Genomic DNA, 16,485 nt, shown 5'->3' with positions numbered 1-16,485 from the left:
GCGCGCCCTCGTGTCCGTCCCGTCGACCAGGTTCGACGGTGAGATGGGGACGACATGAGGGTACGTACGGGACTGGTGGGGGCGACCGCCGTGGCGATCGCGGCGACGCTGGCGGGACCCGCGGCGGCGGCGCCCGCCAGAGGGGACCACGCACCGACCCGGCAGGCCATGGAGGCGGCCGTGCGCGACGGTGTCCCGGGTGTGACGGCGACGGCCGAGGACCGGCACGGCGTCTGGTCCGCCACGGCGGGCGTGGGCGACCTGCGGACCGGCGCACCGCGCTCCGCGGCCGACCGCTACCGCGTCGGCAGCATCACCAAGACGTTCGTCTCCACCGTCCTCCTCCAACTGGAGGCGGAGGGACGGCTGTCGCTGGACGACACGGTGGACCACTGGCTGCCGGGCCTGGTGCGGGGCAACGGCAACGACGGCACCAGGATCACCGTCCGCCGGCTTCTCAACCACACCAGCGGAATCTTCAACTACACGGCCGACGAGGACTTCGCCCGCACGCACTTCCTGAAGGACGGCTTCCTCCGGCACCGCTACGACACGATGACGCCGGAGCAGCTCGTCGCGATCGCCCTGTCCCACCGGCCGGACTTCGCGCCGGGCACCTCCTGGAACTACTCGAACACGAACTACGTCCTGGCCGGGATGGTGATCCAGAAGGTCACCGGACACTCCTACGCGTCCCAGATCCGTGACCGGATCATCAAACCCCTGGGCCTGCACGCCACTTCGGTGCCCGGCACCACGGTGACGGTTCCGCGGCCCAGCAGCAGGGCGTACTCCAAGCTGGCCGCGACGACGACGGGACCGACGTACGACGTCACCGCCCTGAACCCCTCCATGGCGTCCTCCGCCGGCGAGATGATCTCCGACAACGCCGACCTGAACCGCTTCTACACGGCCCTCCTGCGCGGCAGGCTGCTGCCGCGCAAGCAGCTCAGGGAGATGAGGACGACGGTCAGGATCGACGGCGCCCCCGACATCGCCTACGGCCTCGGCCTCCTCGACCGGAAACTGAGCTGCGGCGTCCACGTCTGGGGCCACGACGGCGGCATCCACGGCTCGGCCTCCTCGGCCCTCACCACGGCGGACGGCCGCCACTCCCTCTCCTTCAACTTCAACGGGGACTGGGCGGGGAACAGCGAAGCGGTGGTCGAGGCGGAGTTCTGCGGGAAGTAGTCGGCCCCGCCGAGCCGCTCCCGTCGCCCCGGCCCCGACCGTCCACCGGCGGCAGGCCCTAGTCCGCGGTGCCCCTCGCGAAGCTCACCTTCGCCGTCTCGACCGTGTTCCCGCGTCGGCCGGGCGCGCTCTGCCACTTCCAGTAGAGGTTGGTGTGGGCGACGACCTCGGCCGGGGTGGGGGCGCCGTACGCGGTGAGGTCCTCCGTGGTGTGGGCGTCGCCGACCAGGGTGACGTCGTACCCGCGGGCGAAGGCGCCGTGGAGGGTGGAGCGGACACAGGCGTCGGTCTGGGCGCCGGTGACGAGAACATGGCCGACGGCGCGCTCGGCGAGCAGCTCCTCCAGGTCGGTGGCCTCGAAGGAGTCACCGTAGTTCTTGTGGACGACGGGCTCCCCGTCGCGCCGGACCAGCTCCGGCACGTACTGCCAGGCCTCGCTGTCCCGCTTCATCTCGTCGTCCGAGTGCTGCACCCAGATCACCGGCACCTCCTCGGTGCGGGCCTTGGCGACGAGCGTGTTGATGTTCGCGATCACGCTGTCGAGGGCGTGGGCACCGTCCACCGCTCCGTGCTGCATGTCGACCACCAGCAGCGCGGTGTTCGGGCGATCGGGCAGGGTCGTCATCAGGCTCTCCTGTCTCACGGCTTACTCGTCACGGCAGTCGCGTCCGGTCATGGATCTCCTGCTCACAACACAGTAGATCGGGGCACTGACAACGCCACCGGAATACGGGAAGGGGTCCGCGAGAACGCCTCGCGGACCCCTCGCGGACCCCTTCCCTCCCCTCTGGCACCGCCCGGTCCGTCACGACCGGGGCAGCACCACGACATACGCCGCCGGATCTCGGTCGGTCGAGGCCATCAGCGCGGTGCGTACGACCGTGGCCTGGTGCTCCATCGACTCCCGGAGCTTCCTCGGGGTGATGTGGACGACGGTGACGCCCAGCCGCTCCAGGTGCTCGCGCTTGCGGGCGTACTCGGACCACACGGCGTCCTCGTCCTGGCGGGGGGCGCGGGTGTCCAGCTCGACCGCCACCGCCTGCTCGGGCCAGTACGCGTCCAGACCGCCGAGGTGCGGACCGCCGGGCAGCCGCAGGTCGACGTTCCAGACCGGGTCGGGCAGACCGTGCTCGTGGACCATCCGGTACAGGTGGGTCTCCGCGACCGCCCTGCACTCCGCCTTCAGCGCGTCCACGGCGTCCACCACGTGCGGGAGGCCGAGCAGCCGGGCCTCTTTCAACTCCCGTACGACGGAGGCCGGATCGCAGTGGCCGTCGCGCACCGCCTCCGTCAGCAGGCCGCGCACGGCGTCCGCGTCGGTCAGTTCCGCGACCGCGTCGGCCAGCGCGCGGGGCACGGCGGCGACCGGGACGCCGGCCACGAACGCGGGGGATGGCAGCGAGGGCGTCCGCACGATACGGACGCAGCCGGTCGAGCGCAGTCGGCGCAGGCGGGGGACCAGCACGTCGATCGTGTCGAGGGAGAGCGGCGGCGGGGCGGAGGAGAAGCCGTGCAGGGCCAGCGCCGCCAGGCCGGTGATCAGCGCGTCGCCGTAGGGCTGGGCGGCGTGCGGCTCCTCGGCACCCGGCTGGACGGGGATGCGGGCCGCCCGTACGGGGGCGGGGGAGCGGGCGGCGTACAACAGCGCCGCGTGCAGTCGTTCCTCGGGGGTGGACGGGCCGGAATGCAGGAGGAAGACACCCGGGAGGATCTGCTGCCAGGCTCCACCGGGCCGGCACTGCTCGTTGACGTCGGCGGTGGTCACGCCGCGGCTGCGCAGCTGGGCGGAGGTCTGGACCCGGCGCTGTACGGGGGACAGGTGGTGGAGGGGGCGGGGGGAGAGCGGGGGGATGCGGTTCATGACCCGGGGTTTCCCGCCGGGGAGCCGCCCTCTAACCGCTGTTACACGCCCGTCGACAAAGCCGGACAAGCCCGCCCTAAAGTACTGGCGTTCGACAGCCGAAAGGCCCTGGTCCGGAGGGCAATTAATAGGGGTTACGGCTCTGAATACCTGCATTTCGTAACCAGTGAACGCATCGGATCAGCTCATCGGCGAAGGCACCGGCCTGGATGAGGACCGCCGCACCCGAGAGGGCACCGGCGCGCGGGGCGCCGGTGCCCTCGAAGTGGTGTGCTGTGGACGGGTGTTCAGCCCGCCGCGGCGATGTCGCAGGCCTGCCCCCGCAGGGCCCGCGCCAAATCGTCCCGCGACTCCAGCACCAGTCGGCGCAGCGCGGGCGGCGCGTCCTCGTGCGCCGCGAGCCAGGCGTCCGTCGCCTCCAGGGTCTCCGGGGAGTCCTGGAGCGAGGGGAACAGTCCCCTGACCACGTCCATGCCGATCTGGATGGACCGCTCCTCCCAGACACGGCCGATCGCGGCGAAGTACCTGGCGGTGTACGGCGCGAGCAACTCCCGCCGGGACGGCTGCGCGAAGCCGGAGATGGTCGCCTCGACCAGGGCGTTGGAGAGCGCGTCGGACTCCACGACGGCCGCCCAGGCCTGGGCCTTGACCGCCGCCGAGGGGCGCGCGGCGAGACAGCGGACCTGGTGCCGCTTGCCGGACGCCGTGTCGTCGCGGGCGAGTTCGGCGGCCAGGACGGACTCGTCGGCGGCCCCCTCGGCGGCCAGCGGCTCCAGGAACGCCCAGCGCAGCTCCTGGTCGACCTCCAGCCCGTCGATCTTGGCCGTCCCCTCCAACAGGCCCTGGAGCAGCTGGAGATCTGCCTCGCTCGACGCGACGTGGGCGAAGAAGCGGGCCCAGGCGAGCTGGTGCTGACTGCCCGGTCCGGCGAGCCGCAGCTCCGTCAACGCGCCCTCGGCGAGCAGTTGTCCGCCCTCCGCACGCCAGTCGGGCGCCACGTAGTGGACGAGCGCGGAGTTCGCCCAGGCGTGCAGCATCTGGAGCACGCCGATGTCGGACTCACGGCCCGCGAAACGCAGCACCAGACCGATGAAGTCCCGGGCGGGCAGGATCGCGTCGCGCGTGAGATTCCACAGCGCCGACCAGCACAGCGCCCGGGCGAGCGGGTCGGTCATCTCACCGAGTGCGTCCCGCAGCGTGGCCAGCGAGCCCTCGTCGAAGCGGATCTTGCAGTACGTGAGGTCGTCGTCGTTGACGAGCACGAGCTCGGGGGCCTCCGCGCCGACCAGGTCGGCGACGACCGTGCGCGGCCCGTCCACGTCCACCTCGGCGCGCGCGTAGCGGACGAGCGAGCCGTCCCCGCCCTCACGCAGCGACTGCCGCCGGTAGAGGCCCACGGCCACGCGGTGCGGGCGCAGTTCGGGATGGGACTCGGCGGCCTCCTGGAGGATCGCCAGCTCGGTGACACGTCCTTCGGAGCTGAGGATCACCTGCGGGGTGAGGGAGTTGACGCCCGCGGTCTGGAGCCAGGACCGGGACCAGGCGGCCATGTCCCGTCCGCTCGTCTCCTCCAGGGCCGACAACAGATCGCCGAGGCGGGTGTTGCCGTACGCGTTGCGCTTGAAGTAGCGGCGGGCGCCCTCCAGGAAGGCGTCCTGTCCGACGTACGCCACCAACTGCTTCAGGACCGAGGCGCCCTTGGCGTAGGTGATGCCGTCGAAGTTGAGCTTGGCGTCCTGCAGATCGCGGATGTCGGCCGTGATCGGGTGGGTGGACGGCAGCTGGTCCGCGCGGTACGCCCAGGCCTTGCGGCGGTTGGCGAAGGTGATCCAGGCGTCGGTGAAGCGGGTCGCGCCGACGTTCGCGAACGTGCCCATGAAGTCGGCGAAGGACTCCTTCAGCCACAGGTCGTCCCACCACACCATGGTGACCAGGTCGCCGAACCACATGTGCGCCATCTCGTGGAGGATGACGTTCGCCCGGGCCTCGTACGACGTCTGCGTCACGTTGCCGCGGAAGATGTACTCCTCGCGGAAGGTCACCAGACCCGGGTTCTCCATGGCACCGAGGTTGTACTCGGGCACGAACGCCTGGTCGTACTTCCCGAAGGGGTACGGGTAGTCGAAGTGGTCGTGGAAGAAGTCCAGCCCCTGCTTCGTCACCAGGAACACGTCGTCGCTGTCGAAGTAGGGGGCCAGACCCTTGCGGCACATCGCGCCGAGGGGGATCTCCAGCGTCGTACCGTCGTCGAAGGCGCGGGAGTAGGAGTCCGTCACGTAGTGGTACGGGCCCGCCACGACCGCCGTGATGTACGTCGAGATCGGCTTCGTCTCGGCGAAGTTCCACACGCCGTCGATGAGTTCGCCGACGCCGTTGCTCCAGACGGTCCAGCCCTGCGGGGCCCGCACCTCGAAGCGGAACGGCGCCTTGAGGTCGGGCTGCTCGAAGTTCGCGAAGACGCGCCGCGCGTCGGCGGGCTCGTACTGCGTGTACAGATACACCTCGCCGTCCTCGGGGTCGACGAAGCGGTGCATGCCCTCGCCGGTGCGGGAGTAGGCGCACTGGGCGTCCACGACGAGTTCGTTCTCGGCGGCGAGGTCCTCCAGCCGGATCCGGGAGCCGTCGAAGACCTCACCCGGGTCGAGGTCCCTGCCGTTGAGCGAGACGGCCGTCACACGCGGCGCGATCAGGTCCGCGAAGCTCGCCGCGCCCGGCTCGGCACAGCGGAAGCGGAGCGTCGTGACCGAGCGGAAGGTGCGGGGCTCACCGGCCGCCTCGCCCGGCTCCGTCTCCCCGACGGCCGAGCGCAGGTCGAGGGAGACGTCGTAGCTGTCGACGGACAGCAGCGCCGCCCGCTCCTGGGCCTCGTCGCGGGACAGGTTCTCACCGGGCACGGCTGCACTCCCTCATGGCGTCATAGACATGTGCGAACAGGCCCGATCCTGCCATGTGCCCCTGACGCCGGGCCCTGCGGCGGCGGAGACACCCGGGATTCGCACGGACGCGCGGGAATGGTGCGGACGCGTGCCGGTGTTGGCCAGGAAAAGGACCGCGTTCCGAGGAGAGCCATGCCCGAGCAGACCGTTCAGACCAGTTCCGGCAAGACCCCCGTCGACTTCTGGTTCGACCCGCTGTGCCCCTGGGCCTGGATGACCTCGCGGTGGGTGCTGGAAGTGGAGAAGGTCCGCGACATCGAGGTCCGCTGGCACGTCATGAGCCTCGCCGTACTGAACGAGCCCAAGCTGGACGAGCTTCCCGACCACTACCGCGAGATGCTCGCGACCACGGCCTGGGAGTCGGTCCGGGTGGTCACCGCCGCCTGGCAGAAGCACGGCGACGACGTCCTCGGCCCGCTGTACACCGCGCTCGGCACCCGCTTCCACAACGACGGCATGGGTCCGACCAGGGAGGCGATAGCCGGTGCCCTCGAAGAGGTCGGACTTCCCGCCGACCTGATCGACTACGCAGACCAGGACGACTTCGTGTTCGACGCCGAGCTGCGCGCCTCCCACAAGGAGGGCATCGACAAGGTCGGCCAGGACGTCGGCACCCCGGTCATCGCCGTCCCCGGCGCCGACGGAGAGCAGCTCGCCTTCTTCGGCCCGGTCGTCACCCCGGCCCCCAAGGGTGAGGACGCCGCCAAGCTCTGGGACGGCACGCTCATGGTCGCCTCGGTGCCGGGCTTCTACGAGATCAAGCGCACGCGTACGGCCGGGCCGGACTTCAGCAACCTGTAGGCACCTCTGCCCGGGGCCGGCGAGGGGTGCCGGTCCCGCGGCCGGCCCCGGCGAGCCCGCCACCGGCCGACGGCTACGAGGGCTTGGGCTCGGGGAAGCTGTCGCCGTCGCGCCAGTTGCTCCAGCGCTGGAAGCGGCGGCAGCCCGGACGGGTGCAGCGGTGGTAGGCGGCCGGGTCCTCCACCTGTTTGATCCTGCGCACCTCTTCCTCCTCGTCCTTGGTGAGCTTGCGGAACTTCTGCAGCGGTCCTCCGCAGTTCGGGCAGCGCACGTCCACGGCGACACCTCCGTGTGAGAACGGGCCGTGCGAGAACGGTCCGTTTGAGAACGGGCGGGAAAGAACGAGAAGCATCCGGGTGCCGAACGCCGGCCCTGCGAGCGTATGCGCTCGCGGGGGTCGGCGGCGGGACCGGAATCGGTCCGGCCCGCCCTGGGGCCGCCGGTAGGGCCGACACGGGCGAGAATCTCGGCGCGCGGTGAGATTTCACCGTCCGGTGCGCGTGATAAGAGGTGCGGACGGCGTACAGGGCGATGGTGTGGGAGGTCCGGATGGCGTACGAGGACGACAGCGCGGAAGGTCCGGACCTCTGCGCGCCCCGACCTGGATACTGCGGCGGCATGAGTGCAACGAGCCGCAGCACGACCCTCCTCCTGGCCCGGCACGGGCAGACCGTCTGGCACGCGGAGAACCGCTACGCCGGAACGAGTGACGTCCCCCTCACCGACGAGGGCCGCGCCCAGGCGGAGGCCCTCGGCCGCTGGGCCGCCGCGCATCCGGTCGACGCGATCTGGACCTCGACCGTGCCCCGTGCCGTCGCAACCGCGGAGCCCGCGTGCCGTGCCCTCGGGCTCGTTCCGCGGCGCGAACCCGCCCTGCGTGAATGCGACTTCGGCGTGGTGGAGGGCCGTACGCTCGCCGAGTTCGAGCTCGAGAACCCGGTCCGGGCCAAGGCGTTCCAGGCCGATCCGGTGTCCTACCCCTTCCCGGAGGCAGAGGATCCGCGCACCGCGGCGGCCCGGGGAACACGCGCCCTGCGCCGCATCGCCGAGGCCCACCCCGGCGAACGCGTGCTGGTCGTCGCCCACAACACGCTGCTGCGTCTGGTGCTGTGCTCCGCCCTGTCCATCCCGCTGGGCGAGTACCGCCGCGTCCTGCCGAGCCTCGGCAACGCGGCGATCACCGAACTCCGGATGGGGGACGGGTCGGCCGCCCTGCTCTCGCTCAACGTGCCGAGCGCACCGTGACAGGAGGGCCCCCGCGCGACATCGTCCTTCGCGCGAGGGCCCTTCGGTGAGGTGGTACGTCGCCGGTCAGGCGCGGGTCATGCCACCGACGTGTAGTGCGAGGCGTCGCCCGCGATCGAGTAGCTCTCCTTGCCCTCGATGCCGACCGGCACGTCACCGGCGACCGTCACACGGTGCAGCCGCCGCGGCAGACCGTCGTAGTTGTCGATGGCGTAGTGCTGGGTGATCCGGTTGTCGAACAGGACCAGCTGGTTCGGGGACCAGCGCCAGCGCAGGATGTTCTCGGGCCGGGTGACGTACGACTGGAGCAGGTCGAGGATCTTGCGGGACTCGCCCACCGACAGCCCGGCGATCCGCTGCGCGAACCCGCCGATGAACAGCCCGCGTTCACCGGTCAGCGGGTGGACCCGGACGACCGGGTGGGCGGTGCGGAACTTGATCGACGTGAACTGGGCGCGCTGCGCGGCCTGTTCCTCGTCGATGTTCTCGTCCGGCACCGCGTAGTCGTAGTCGTTGGTGTGCTCGGCCCACAGTGTGTCGGCGAGCGCGCGGAGCGGTTCGGGCAGATCGCGGTAGGCGGCCGCGGAGTTGGCGATGAGCGTCTCGCCGCCGTACGGCGGGACGGTGATGCTGCGCAGGGTGCTGGCCTGCGGCGGGTTGAGCACGAAGGTCACGTCGGTGTGCCAGTGGTTGGCGCGGCCTCGTTCGCTGTCGACGGGCAGTACGTTCGGGGCGCCGTCCACGGCGGGCACGGTGGGGTGCGCGGTGGTGAGGTCGCCGAAGTGGCGGGCGAAGGCCTGCTGGCCCTCGTCGTCCAGGTCGACGTCGTCGAAGACCAGCGCCTTGTGCTGGTTGAGGGCGGTGCGCAGGGCGGCGGCGCTGACGTCGTCGAGGGGCTTGGAGATGTCGACGCCGGTGACACGGGCACCGATGTGCGCGGTGACCTTCTGGATCTCGATGTCTGCCATGAGGTGCGGGTCCTTTCGGATCGGGCAAGGGCGTTGATGGCCGGGCGGGTTCAGACGAGGGCGGTCGCGGGTGCGGCCGCGGGGGAGGGGCTCGGGGACGGGGGCGCGTACTGGTTGGCCGGGCGCGGAAGGCCGTAGCGCTCCCGCAGGGTCTGCCGGGGCCCGTACTCCCGGCGCAGCAGGCCGCGGTCGCGCAGGATCGGCACCACGTGGTCCACGAAGAGGTCGAGGCCGGACGGGAGCACGGCGGGCATGATGTTGAAGCCGTCGGCGGCGCCGCCCCGGAACCACTCCTCGATCGCGTCGGCGACCTGCTCGGGCGTGCCCGCGAAGGTCAGATGGCCCCGCCCGCCGCCGAGCCGGCCGATCAGCTCGCGGACGGTGAGCCGCTCGCGCCGGGCCAGCTCCACGACGAGGGTGTAGCGGCTCTTGGCCCCCTCGATCGCGTCCTCCGGCGGCAGGTCGGCGGGCAGGTGCGCGTCGAGGCCGAGGGTGCCCGGCTCCAGGTGGAGCAGATGCTCCAGACGGTTCAGCCCGTGCTCGTACACGATGTGGTCCTCGAGGACGCGTTCGTGGGCGCGCGCCTCCGCCTCGGTCGAGCCGATGACCGGGACGATTCCGGGCAGGATCTTGATGTGGTCCGGGTCCCGGCCGGCCCGCGCGGTACGGGACTTGAGGTCGGTGTAGAAGTCCTGGGCGTCGGCGAGGGTCTGCTGGGCGGTGAACACCGCTTCCGCGTACCGGGCCGCGAACCGTTTGCCGTCCTCCGAGGAGCCCGCCTGTACGAGGAGCGGGTAACCCTGCGGTGTGCGGGGCACGTTGAGGGCGCCCTCCACGCTGAAGTACGTCCCCTGGTGGCGCGCGGGATGGATCTTGCCCGGGTCGCCCCAGACGCCCGCCGCCTTGTCTGCGACGACCAGGTCGTCCTCCCAGCTGTCCCAGAGCTTGAGCGCCACGTCCAGGAACTCGGCGGCGCGCTGGTAGCGGGTGGCGTGCGCGGGCTCGTCGTCGAGACCGAAGTTGCGGGCGGCCTCCGCTCCCGCGGTGGTGACGATGTTCCAGCCGGCGCGGCCGCCGCTGATGTGGTCCAGGGAGGCGAATCTGCGGGCCAGGTTGTAGGGGGAGTTGTAGGAGGTCGAGGCGGTGGCGATCAGGCCGATGTGCTCGGTCGCCGTGGCCAGCGCGGTGAGCAGGGTGATGGGTTCGAGGGCGCCGGCCGGGCGCTGGCCGACACTGTTGAAGAGGACCGGGCCGTCGGCGAGGAAGAGGGAGTCGAAGGTGCCGCGTTCGGCGATCCGGGCGAGGCGCACATAGTGGGCCACCTCCACGTGGGCGTGCGGGTCGCTCTCCGGGAGCCGCCAGGATGCCTCGTGGTGCCCGGTGTTCATCAGGAACGCGTTGAGATGGAGTCGGCGCGGGCTGGTCACGGGTGCTTTTCCTCCTGGTGCGCGGACACGTCGTGCCCGGCGTCGTCGTCCGCCGTCGCGTCCGGCCCCGCGACGGGATGTTCCGTCGCTCCGGGTCCTGTCGCGCCGTGGTTCGTTCCTTCCGGCCGTCCTGTCACGTCCTCGGTCACCCCGAGGGCGTTCAGCAGGAGTTCGCGGTACTCGCCGAGCAGCGGATCGCGGTACGAGCGGGGATGCGGGCGGTCGATGGTCAGGTCGAGGCCGACGCGGCCCCGGTCGAGCACGAGCACCCGGTCGGCCAGCACGATCGCCTCGTCCACGTCGTGCGTGACGAGCAGCACGGTCGGCCGGTGGCGCTCCCACAGCTCGCGCAGCAGCACATGCATCCGGATCCGGGTGAGCGCGTCCAGTGCCCCGAACGGCTCGTCGGCGAGGAGCAGTTCGGGCTTCCGTACGAGCGAACGGGCCAGGGCGGCGCGCTGGGCCTCCCCGCCGGACAGCTCGTTGGGCCAGGCCCGTTCGCGTCCCGCCAGACCCACCTCGGCGAGGGCGGAGCGGCCCCTCTGCGCCGAGTCCCCGCCGTCCGTGCCGAGCAGGACGTTGTCGAGGACGCGGCGCCAGGGCAGCAGCCGGGAGTCCTGGAAGACGACGGACACCCTTTCCGGGGCTGTGAGCCGCCCGCTTCCGGCCACGTTGTGATCGAGGCCGGCGATGGCGCGCAGCAGCGTGCTCTTGCCGGAGCCGCTGTGTCCGAGCAGCGCCGTGAACTGGCCCGCGGGGAGGTCGAGGTCGATGCCGTCGAGGACCGTACGACCCTCGAACGACCGGGTGAGACTCCGTAGTTGGACGGTGTGATGACGGGTCAGTTGCTGAGCGTGCGTCGCCATGACAGCACCTTCCGTTCGATGAGACGAACCGCGCTGTCGGAGACGAGTCCGAAGATGCCGTAGATCAGCAGGCCGACGAGGATGATGTCGGTCCGGCCGTAGTTCTGGGCCTGGAACATCATGTAACCGAGTCCGCTGGTGGCGTTGATCTGCTCCAGGACGACCAGGGAGAGCCAGGAGCCGGTCACCCCGAGCCGCAGCCCGACGAAGAAGCCGGGCAGCGCGCCGGGGATCACGATCTCCCGGACGAAGCGGAGCCTCGACAGCCCCTGCACCTCGGCGAGTTCGACGAACCGGTGATCGATGCCGGACAGGGCGGAGTGCAGGTTCAGGTAGATCGGGATGTAGACGACGATGGCGATGATCGCGATCTTGAAGGTTTCGCCGATGCCGAGCCAGAGGATGAACAGCGGGATCAGACCGAGGGTCGGGATCGCCCGGTTGAGCTGCACGGTCCCGTCGATCAGCGCCTCCCCGACACGGCTGAGCCCGGACGCGAGGGCGAGGACGACGCCGGCGCTCAGGCCGAGCGCGAACCCGTATCCCGCGCGCTCCAGCGACGTCAGTACATCGGTGGGCAGTGTGCCGTCGGTCCACAGATGACCGGTGGTCTTCAGCACCGTCCAGGGCGCGGGTATCGCGCCGGGATCCAGTTGCCCGGCGGCGGACGCGACGGCCCACAGGGCGAGGAACAGCGCCGGACCGATCAGGCGGGAGGCGGGCAGCCGCTTGCCGGGCGCGAGACTGCGGCGCCGGGAACGACGAGGCCGGCGGAAGCGACGGCTGTCCGCGACGGCCCCGGCGTCGGCGGGGGAGGTGGAGAGAGGGAGGGGGACGGAGGCGCCGCCGTCCGCGATCGCGGACGAAGGCGTGGCCGAGCGCGTGGTCCCGATCGCGCTCGTGGCCGTGGCCGAGGTCGCGGTCGTGGCCGAGGTCGTGGCCGTGGTCGTAGTCGTGGTCGTCACGGCCGTCACCTCCGGTATTCCGCGGGGACGGCCTTGGCCGCGATGGCCTCGAAGCGCCGGTCGAAGAGCGAGTCGACCTTGAACCCCTTCACGAATCCGCCCTCCGCCAGCAGGTCGGCGGTCTCCTGCTCCCACTTGACGGCCTCGTCCCAACTCGGCGGGAACAGCGGCTTGTTGGCGAGCTCGGTGATCGACCGCGCCTGGGCGAGCGTGAGGTTCTGCGTCTTGACGTAGAAGTCCTCGTTCCAGGCGTCCGGGTGCTCGTACGCCCACACCTGGCCCTTCGCCCAGGCCGGGATGTACGCGGCGACCGCGGCCGCCTTCGCGCGGTCGGCCAGCACCGAGGTCGGCGCCCAGAGCAGGTTGAGCAGGTCCACCACCTCGGTGTCGATGGTGTGGGCGCCCTTGGACCCGTACTGCTTGAGGTAGGCGGGCGCCTGGCTGTTGGCGAGCGGGGCGATGTCCACCTGGCCCGCCTGGAGCGCGGTGAGGAACTGGTTGCTGGTCAGCGGCACCAGGTTCACGTCGTCGTAGGCGATGCCGGCCTGCTTCAGGGCGCGCAGCAGGACGACACCCTGTGCCTGGCCCTGCGAGAAGGCCAGCTTCTTGCCCTTGAAGTCCTGGACGTCCTTGATGTCGCTGCCGGGCTTGGTGGCGAAGAGGTAGTTGGGTTTACGGGTGATGTTGATCGCGACGATCTTCGCGTCGAAGCCCTGGTAGTGCGCCTGGATCGGCGGGATGCCCGCGTTGTTGCCGACGTCCAGGGACTTGGCGCGGAAGGCGTTGATGACATCGGGACCGGCGCCGATGTTCACCCACTCGGAGACGGTGAACGGCAGCCCGGCCAGCCCCGCCAGCTTCAACTGGAGATCCTGAGAGCCCTGGTACGAGGCGATCTTGAGCTTGGTGCCCCGCGGCACCTTGTCGGCCAGGGGTGCGGATATGTCCGCCCGGGAACCGGTGTCGGCGGCACTGGCGCCCGCGCAACCGCTCAGTCCGGCCGCGGCGGCGACACCGAGCAGGGAGGACAGGAACACACGCCGGTCGACACCGGACCTTGAGGGGGAAGGGGCGGACGCGGCCACGGTGGAGGAGAAGGAGGGCAAGGAGGACAGTGGTGGCATGGAAGGACTCCGGGGATTCCAAGTGGCGGGAGGGCGCGCGGAGTTCCGGGCAGGGCGAAGCCGGAGGAGTGGAACGCGCGCCGAGAGGGACACACGCCGATGGCGTGCCGATGGGGACGAGCCGACGAGCCGACCAGGAGCGACGGCAGCCGAACGGTCCGCGGCACTACGACGACGGACGGGCCCACGGGGCGACGACGGCCGACGGGTCCACAGCGCTACGACGGCCGGACGGCCTTCGGGACGACGACGGGCGGACGACCCCGGGACGAGGACGGCTGACCTTCGGAACGACGAGGACGGCCGAGCGATCCTCGGCGTGACGGCGGCCGAGAGGCCCTCAGGTCGACGGCTGCCGAGTGACCCCCGGCGCTTCAGCGCGTCAGCGAGGTGTCAGCGACAAGGGGTCAGCAACAACGTGTGCGTGCGACCCGCATCAGGTCGACCACACGGCACTTGGTGAGCGGAACCTGCACCCGCGCGCTGCTCATACCCACGATGCTCCTGTCCGGGCTCGACCCCTGTCAACATTCCGAGTTTCTGAATTAATTCGCTCCCGGTGGGGAGTCCGGGGAAGTTTGGAGCGGCCCGGGCAGCCGGAGCGGCCCGGGCAGCCGGAGCGGCCCGGGCAGCCGGAGCGGCCCGGGCGGCCGGGAGGCCCTCAACGGGCGGCGGAACCCGCGGAACCCAGCGGATCGCGGTACAGGACGTCGAGCACGACCGATCCGCCCGCCACGGCCAGCACCGAATCCGGGAAGCTGGTCGGGACGACCGCCGCCGCCCGTTCCGGGCCCACCGCCTCCCTCAGCGCGCCGAGGCAGTCCTCCCGGTGCACGGCACCGATCTCGGTGACGACGACGGTCTCCGGGTTGAGCACGTCGAGCAGCAGCCCCGCCGCCCGCCCGACCATCCGGGACCGCTCCATCAGCAGCCGTACGGCCAGCGGGTCGCCGGCGGCCGCCGCGGACACCACGTGCATCGGATTCGAGCCGTCGATGACACCCGCCTCCCGCGCCCGCCGGCACAGGGTTCGTTCGCTCAGCTCGGCCTGGAGGCACCCCGTCCGCCCGCAGTCGCACCGCTCCGACCCGCCGGTCAGGGGCAGATGGGCGATCGCACCGGCCTGCGAGCGAGGCCCGTAGTGCACCTGGTCATGGGTGGCGAAGGCGGCATCCACCACATTGCCGACAAAGAGATGCAGCACGCTCCTGCTGCCCCGGGCCCGTCCGAACAGCCGCTCCCCGTTGACCAACGCCCGCGCGTGCCCGTCCACATGCGCCGGCAGCCCGGTGCGCGCCTCGACGATCTCCCGGACGGCCACGTCGCGCCAGCCCAGCAACGGATGCTCCACGATCGAGCCGGAGTCCGGGTCGACCCAGCCGCCGCTCGCCACGCCGATGCCCAGGGGGGTACGGCCGGGGGCGCCCGCGAGGAGGGCGGCGAGCCCGTGCGCGGCGTTCGCGAGAACGAGGCCCGGCTCGGTGTGGTCGTGCCGCAGACGCTTCTCGGCGACGACGCGTCCGCGCAGGTCCAGCAGCGCGACCGTCGTGTACGGCACGGCCACGTGCACCCCGCCGACCACGAACCGGGAGCGGTCCAGGTCGACCGGGAGATGCGGCCGCCCGACCCCGTTGGACCGGTGGGGCGCGGCGGCCTCCCGGATCAGGCCCCGTTCGGTGAACCGCGCGCAGTAGTCGGTCACGGACGCCGGGGAGAGCCCGGTCAGCCGGGAGATGGTGCTGCGCGCGACCGGCCCGTGCTCCAGCACGGACCGCAGGATCACGCTGGCGCTGGTCCGGCGCCGGTCGAGTACGGGGGAGGGAGGGGACGTCGAAGGGGGTGCCACGGTACTGGCCATGGAGTTCTTCCTCGGGAGCTGGTCCGGCACTGCGCCGTCACGTACGCCACGTCACATCGGGTGCGACGTGCGTCTGGTGTGGTGTGCTCTGGTCGCGTCTCGGCGAGCCGGATCCGCTCCGCCCCGCCTCAGGACGGGCGGCGACAGGTGGCAGTGCCCTGGCGTCGCAGGTCGACATAGCGACGCGACGAGAAGTTCAGGGCCTGGGGAACCATGGGGTGAAGGGTAGGGGTTAGCCCCGGAGACCTGCCAGGTGTGCCCAAGGGCCGGACAGGCCGGGCACGTTCCGGCTCCGGCGCCGCGAGAGCGTCGACCGGTCCGGCGCCGTGGAAGCCCCAGCGGAGGCAGGCGCCGTGAAGGCCCCGGCGGACCCGGAGGAGTGACCACCTCTTTGGTGAGTCTCCACAGTCCCGTCCCGAACGGATCCGTAGCGAAAACGACGTCACCTCAGTGACCAGCATCACCTTCACGCAGGTGTACGGGCCACTCTTTGTGAGGAGCCCACCAAGCTGCGGATCCGCCCTTTGTCGAGCACTGACGGTGATCGCCCGTATGCCCCTGGGATAGCGTCACCGTGTCCCGATCTGCCTTCCCCCGAGCTCCCCCGGAGCAAGGGGGCATCCCCCTTCGCCGGAGTCCCCATGAGCACCGCTGCCGCCACGCCCCTCCGACCCGGCCAGGTCATCGCCGACCTTCTCCCGGCCTCCCGCGTCCGCGACGCCGCCCTTGTGCTCGGTGGTGCCGCGCTCACCGGCCTCGCCGCCCAGATCTCGCTGCCCGTCCCGGGTTCCCCGGTGCCGGTGACCGGTCAGACCTTCGCCGCGCTGCTCGTCGGCACGGCGCTCGGAGCGGGCCGCGGTTTCCTGTCGCTCGCGGTGTACGCGCTGGTCGGCATGGCCGGCGTCCCGTGGTTCGCGGGCGGTGGCTCCGGCGCCGCGGCACCGTCCTTCGGCTACATCCTCGGCATGCTGCTCGCGTCCACCGTCGTGGGTGCCCTGGCCCGCCGCGGCGCCGACCGCTCCGTGCTGCGTATGGCGGGCACGATGCTGCTCGGCGAGGCGATCATCTACGCGATCGGCGTTCCCTACCTGGGCATGGCCACCGGCATGTCGGCGAGCGCGGCCCTCGCGGCGGGCCTCACTCCGTTCCTGATCGGCGATGCCCTCAAGGCCGCCCTGGCGATGGGCGTCCTGCCCACGGCATGGAAGCTCGTCGACAAGAAGTGACGCCCGCGCCGGTGACG

At 71.2% G+C, this 16,485-nt stretch carries 14 protein-coding genes; 4 read left to right on the top strand and 10 right to left on the bottom strand.

Annotated elements, in window-relative coordinates:
• Nucleotides 1-54 precede the first annotated feature (54 nt).
• On the top strand, nucleotides 55-1,191 hold the full coding sequence (locus ABZX90_RS04035; protein WP_355201277.1) for a serine hydrolase domain-containing protein: 1,137 nt from the start codon (nucleotides 55-57) through the stop codon (nucleotides 1,189-1,191).
• A 58-nt stretch (nucleotides 1,192-1,249) separates the two neighbouring features.
• Here ABZX90_RS04035 and ABZX90_RS04030 read toward each other — a convergent pair whose 3' ends face one another.
• From ABZX90_RS04030 to pepN, 3 genes are all read right to left on the bottom strand, one after another.
• The gene (locus tag ABZX90_RS04030; protein WP_355201275.1) at nucleotides 1,250-1,816 is read right to left on the bottom strand and encodes an isochorismatase family protein; all 567 of its coding nucleotides are present in this window, start codon (nucleotides 1,814-1,816) and stop codon (nucleotides 1,250-1,252) included.
• Between the two features lie 180 nt (nucleotides 1,817-1,996).
• Nucleotides 1,997-3,052, bottom strand: a complete 1,056-nt coding sequence (locus ABZX90_RS04025; protein WP_355201273.1) for a hypothetical protein — start codon at nucleotides 3,050-3,052, stop codon at nucleotides 1,997-1,999.
• A gap of 287 nt (nucleotides 3,053-3,339) precedes the next feature.
• Nucleotides 3,340-5,946, bottom strand: a complete 2,607-nt coding sequence (pepN, locus tag ABZX90_RS04020) for an aminopeptidase N (protein ID WP_351119730.1) — start codon at nucleotides 5,944-5,946, stop codon at nucleotides 3,340-3,342.
• 174 nt (nucleotides 5,947-6,120) lie between these two features.
• On the opposite strand from pepN, the gene ABZX90_RS04015 reads away from it, so the two are divergent.
• Complete coding sequence (locus ABZX90_RS04015) at nucleotides 6,121-6,789, top strand: DsbA family protein (protein ID WP_351119727.1); 669 nt, start codon at nucleotides 6,121-6,123, stop codon at nucleotides 6,787-6,789.
• 73 nt (nucleotides 6,790-6,862) lie between these two features.
• On the opposite strand, the gene ABZX90_RS04010 is transcribed toward ABZX90_RS04015, so the two are convergent.
• Nucleotides 6,863-7,066: a hypothetical protein gene (locus ABZX90_RS04010; RefSeq protein ID WP_351119724.1), complete on the bottom strand. Its 204-nt coding sequence runs from the start codon at nucleotides 7,064-7,066 to the stop codon at nucleotides 6,863-6,865.
• Between the two features lie 341 nt (nucleotides 7,067-7,407).
• On the opposite strand from ABZX90_RS04010, the gene ABZX90_RS04005 reads away from it, so the two are divergent.
• A complete protein-coding gene (locus ABZX90_RS04005; protein ID WP_351119721.1) occupies nucleotides 7,408-8,034 on the top strand; it encodes a histidine phosphatase family protein in 627 nt (208 codons plus the stop codon).
• 77 nt (nucleotides 8,035-8,111) lie between these two features.
• Here the strand turns inward: ABZX90_RS04005 and ABZX90_RS04000 are convergent, their stop codons facing one another.
• The 6 genes from ABZX90_RS04000 to ABZX90_RS03975 all read right to left on the bottom strand — a co-directional run bounded on the left by ABZX90_RS04000 (nucleotide 8,112) and on the right by ABZX90_RS03975 (nucleotide 15,242).
• Entirely contained in the window at nucleotides 8,112-9,002 is an 891-nt protein-coding gene (locus tag ABZX90_RS04000; RefSeq protein ID WP_355201270.1) for a TauD/TfdA family dioxygenase, read from the bottom strand.
• 50 nt (nucleotides 9,003-9,052) lie between these two features.
• On the bottom strand, nucleotides 9,053-10,429 hold the full coding sequence (locus ABZX90_RS03995) for an LLM class flavin-dependent oxidoreductase (protein WP_351119715.1): 1,377 nt from the start codon (nucleotides 10,427-10,429) through the stop codon (nucleotides 9,053-9,055).
• Nucleotides 10,426-11,295, bottom strand: coding sequence for an ABC transporter ATP-binding protein (locus tag ABZX90_RS03990; RefSeq protein ID WP_355201268.1), 870 nt, complete (start codon nucleotides 11,293-11,295; stop codon nucleotides 10,426-10,428). Before ABZX90_RS03990 ends, ABZX90_RS03995 begins: the two co-directional genes overlap by 4 nt.
• Nucleotides 11,271-12,269, bottom strand: a complete 999-nt coding sequence (locus ABZX90_RS03985) for an ABC transporter permease (RefSeq protein WP_355201266.1) — start codon at nucleotides 12,267-12,269, stop codon at nucleotides 11,271-11,273. Before ABZX90_RS03985 ends, ABZX90_RS03990 begins: the two co-directional genes overlap by 25 nt.
• A complete protein-coding gene (locus ABZX90_RS03980; RefSeq protein WP_351119709.1) occupies nucleotides 12,266-13,384 on the bottom strand; it encodes an ABC transporter substrate-binding protein in 1,119 nt (372 codons plus the stop codon). The genes ABZX90_RS03985 and ABZX90_RS03980 overlap by 4 nt, the downstream gene beginning before the upstream one ends.
• A 661-nt stretch (nucleotides 13,385-14,045) precedes the next feature.
• The gene (locus tag ABZX90_RS03975) at nucleotides 14,046-15,242 is read right to left on the bottom strand and encodes an ROK family transcriptional regulator (RefSeq protein WP_355201264.1); all 1,197 of its coding nucleotides are present in this window, start codon (nucleotides 15,240-15,242) and stop codon (nucleotides 14,046-14,048) included.
• Nucleotides 15,243-15,883: 641 nt separating this feature from the next.
• On the opposite strand from ABZX90_RS03975, the gene ABZX90_RS03970 reads away from it, so the two are divergent.
• Complete coding sequence (locus tag ABZX90_RS03970) at nucleotides 15,884-16,468, top strand: biotin transporter BioY (RefSeq protein ID WP_351119704.1); 585 nt, start codon at nucleotides 15,884-15,886, stop codon at nucleotides 16,466-16,468.
• The last annotated feature ends 17 nt before the right edge of the window (nucleotides 16,469-16,485 follow it).

The organism is Streptomyces sp. NPDC002935 (assembly GCF_040611295.1).
Lineage (GTDB): Bacteria > Actinomycetota > Actinomycetes > Streptomycetales > Streptomycetaceae > Streptomyces.
The sequence above is the reverse complement of the archived record's forward strand: the minus strand, read 5'-3'. Positions and strand labels throughout refer to the sequence as shown.

What these genes read in the sequence shown, in the direction of transcription:
- ABZX90_RS04035 (WP_355201277.1), top strand. Translation starts at nt 55, where the DNA reads ATGAGGGTACGTACGGGACTGGTGGGGGCGACCGCCGTGGCGATCGCG.
- ABZX90_RS03990 (WP_355201268.1), bottom strand. Translation starts at nt 11,295, where the DNA reads ATGGCGACGCACGCTCAGCAACTGACCCGTCATCACACCGTCCAACTA.
- ABZX90_RS04030 (WP_355201275.1), bottom strand. Translation starts at nt 1,816, where the DNA reads ATGACGACCCTGCCCGATCGCCCGAACACCGCGCTGCTGGTGGTCGAC.
- ABZX90_RS03975 (WP_355201264.1), bottom strand. Translation starts at nt 15,242, where the DNA reads ATGGCCAGTACCGTGGCACCCCCTTCGACGTCCCCTCCCTCCCCCGTA.
- ABZX90_RS03970 (WP_351119704.1), top strand. Translation starts at nt 15,884, where the DNA reads ATGAGCACCGCTGCCGCCACGCCCCTCCGACCCGGCCAGGTCATCGCC.
- ABZX90_RS04000 (WP_355201270.1), bottom strand. Translation starts at nt 9,002, where the DNA reads ATGGCAGACATCGAGATCCAGAAGGTCACCGCGCACATCGGTGCCCGT.
- ABZX90_RS04025 (WP_355201273.1), bottom strand. Translation starts at nt 3,052, where the DNA reads ATGAACCGCATCCCCCCGCTCTCCCCCCGCCCCCTCCACCACCTGTCC.
- ABZX90_RS04015 (WP_351119727.1), top strand. Translation starts at nt 6,121, where the DNA reads ATGCCCGAGCAGACCGTTCAGACCAGTTCCGGCAAGACCCCCGTCGAC.
- ABZX90_RS03980 (WP_351119709.1), bottom strand. Translation starts at nt 13,384, where the DNA reads ATGCCACCACTGTCCTCCTTGCCCTCCTTCTCCTCCACCGTGGCCGCG.
- ABZX90_RS04005 (WP_351119721.1), top strand. Translation starts at nt 7,408, where the DNA reads ATGAGTGCAACGAGCCGCAGCACGACCCTCCTCCTGGCCCGGCACGGG.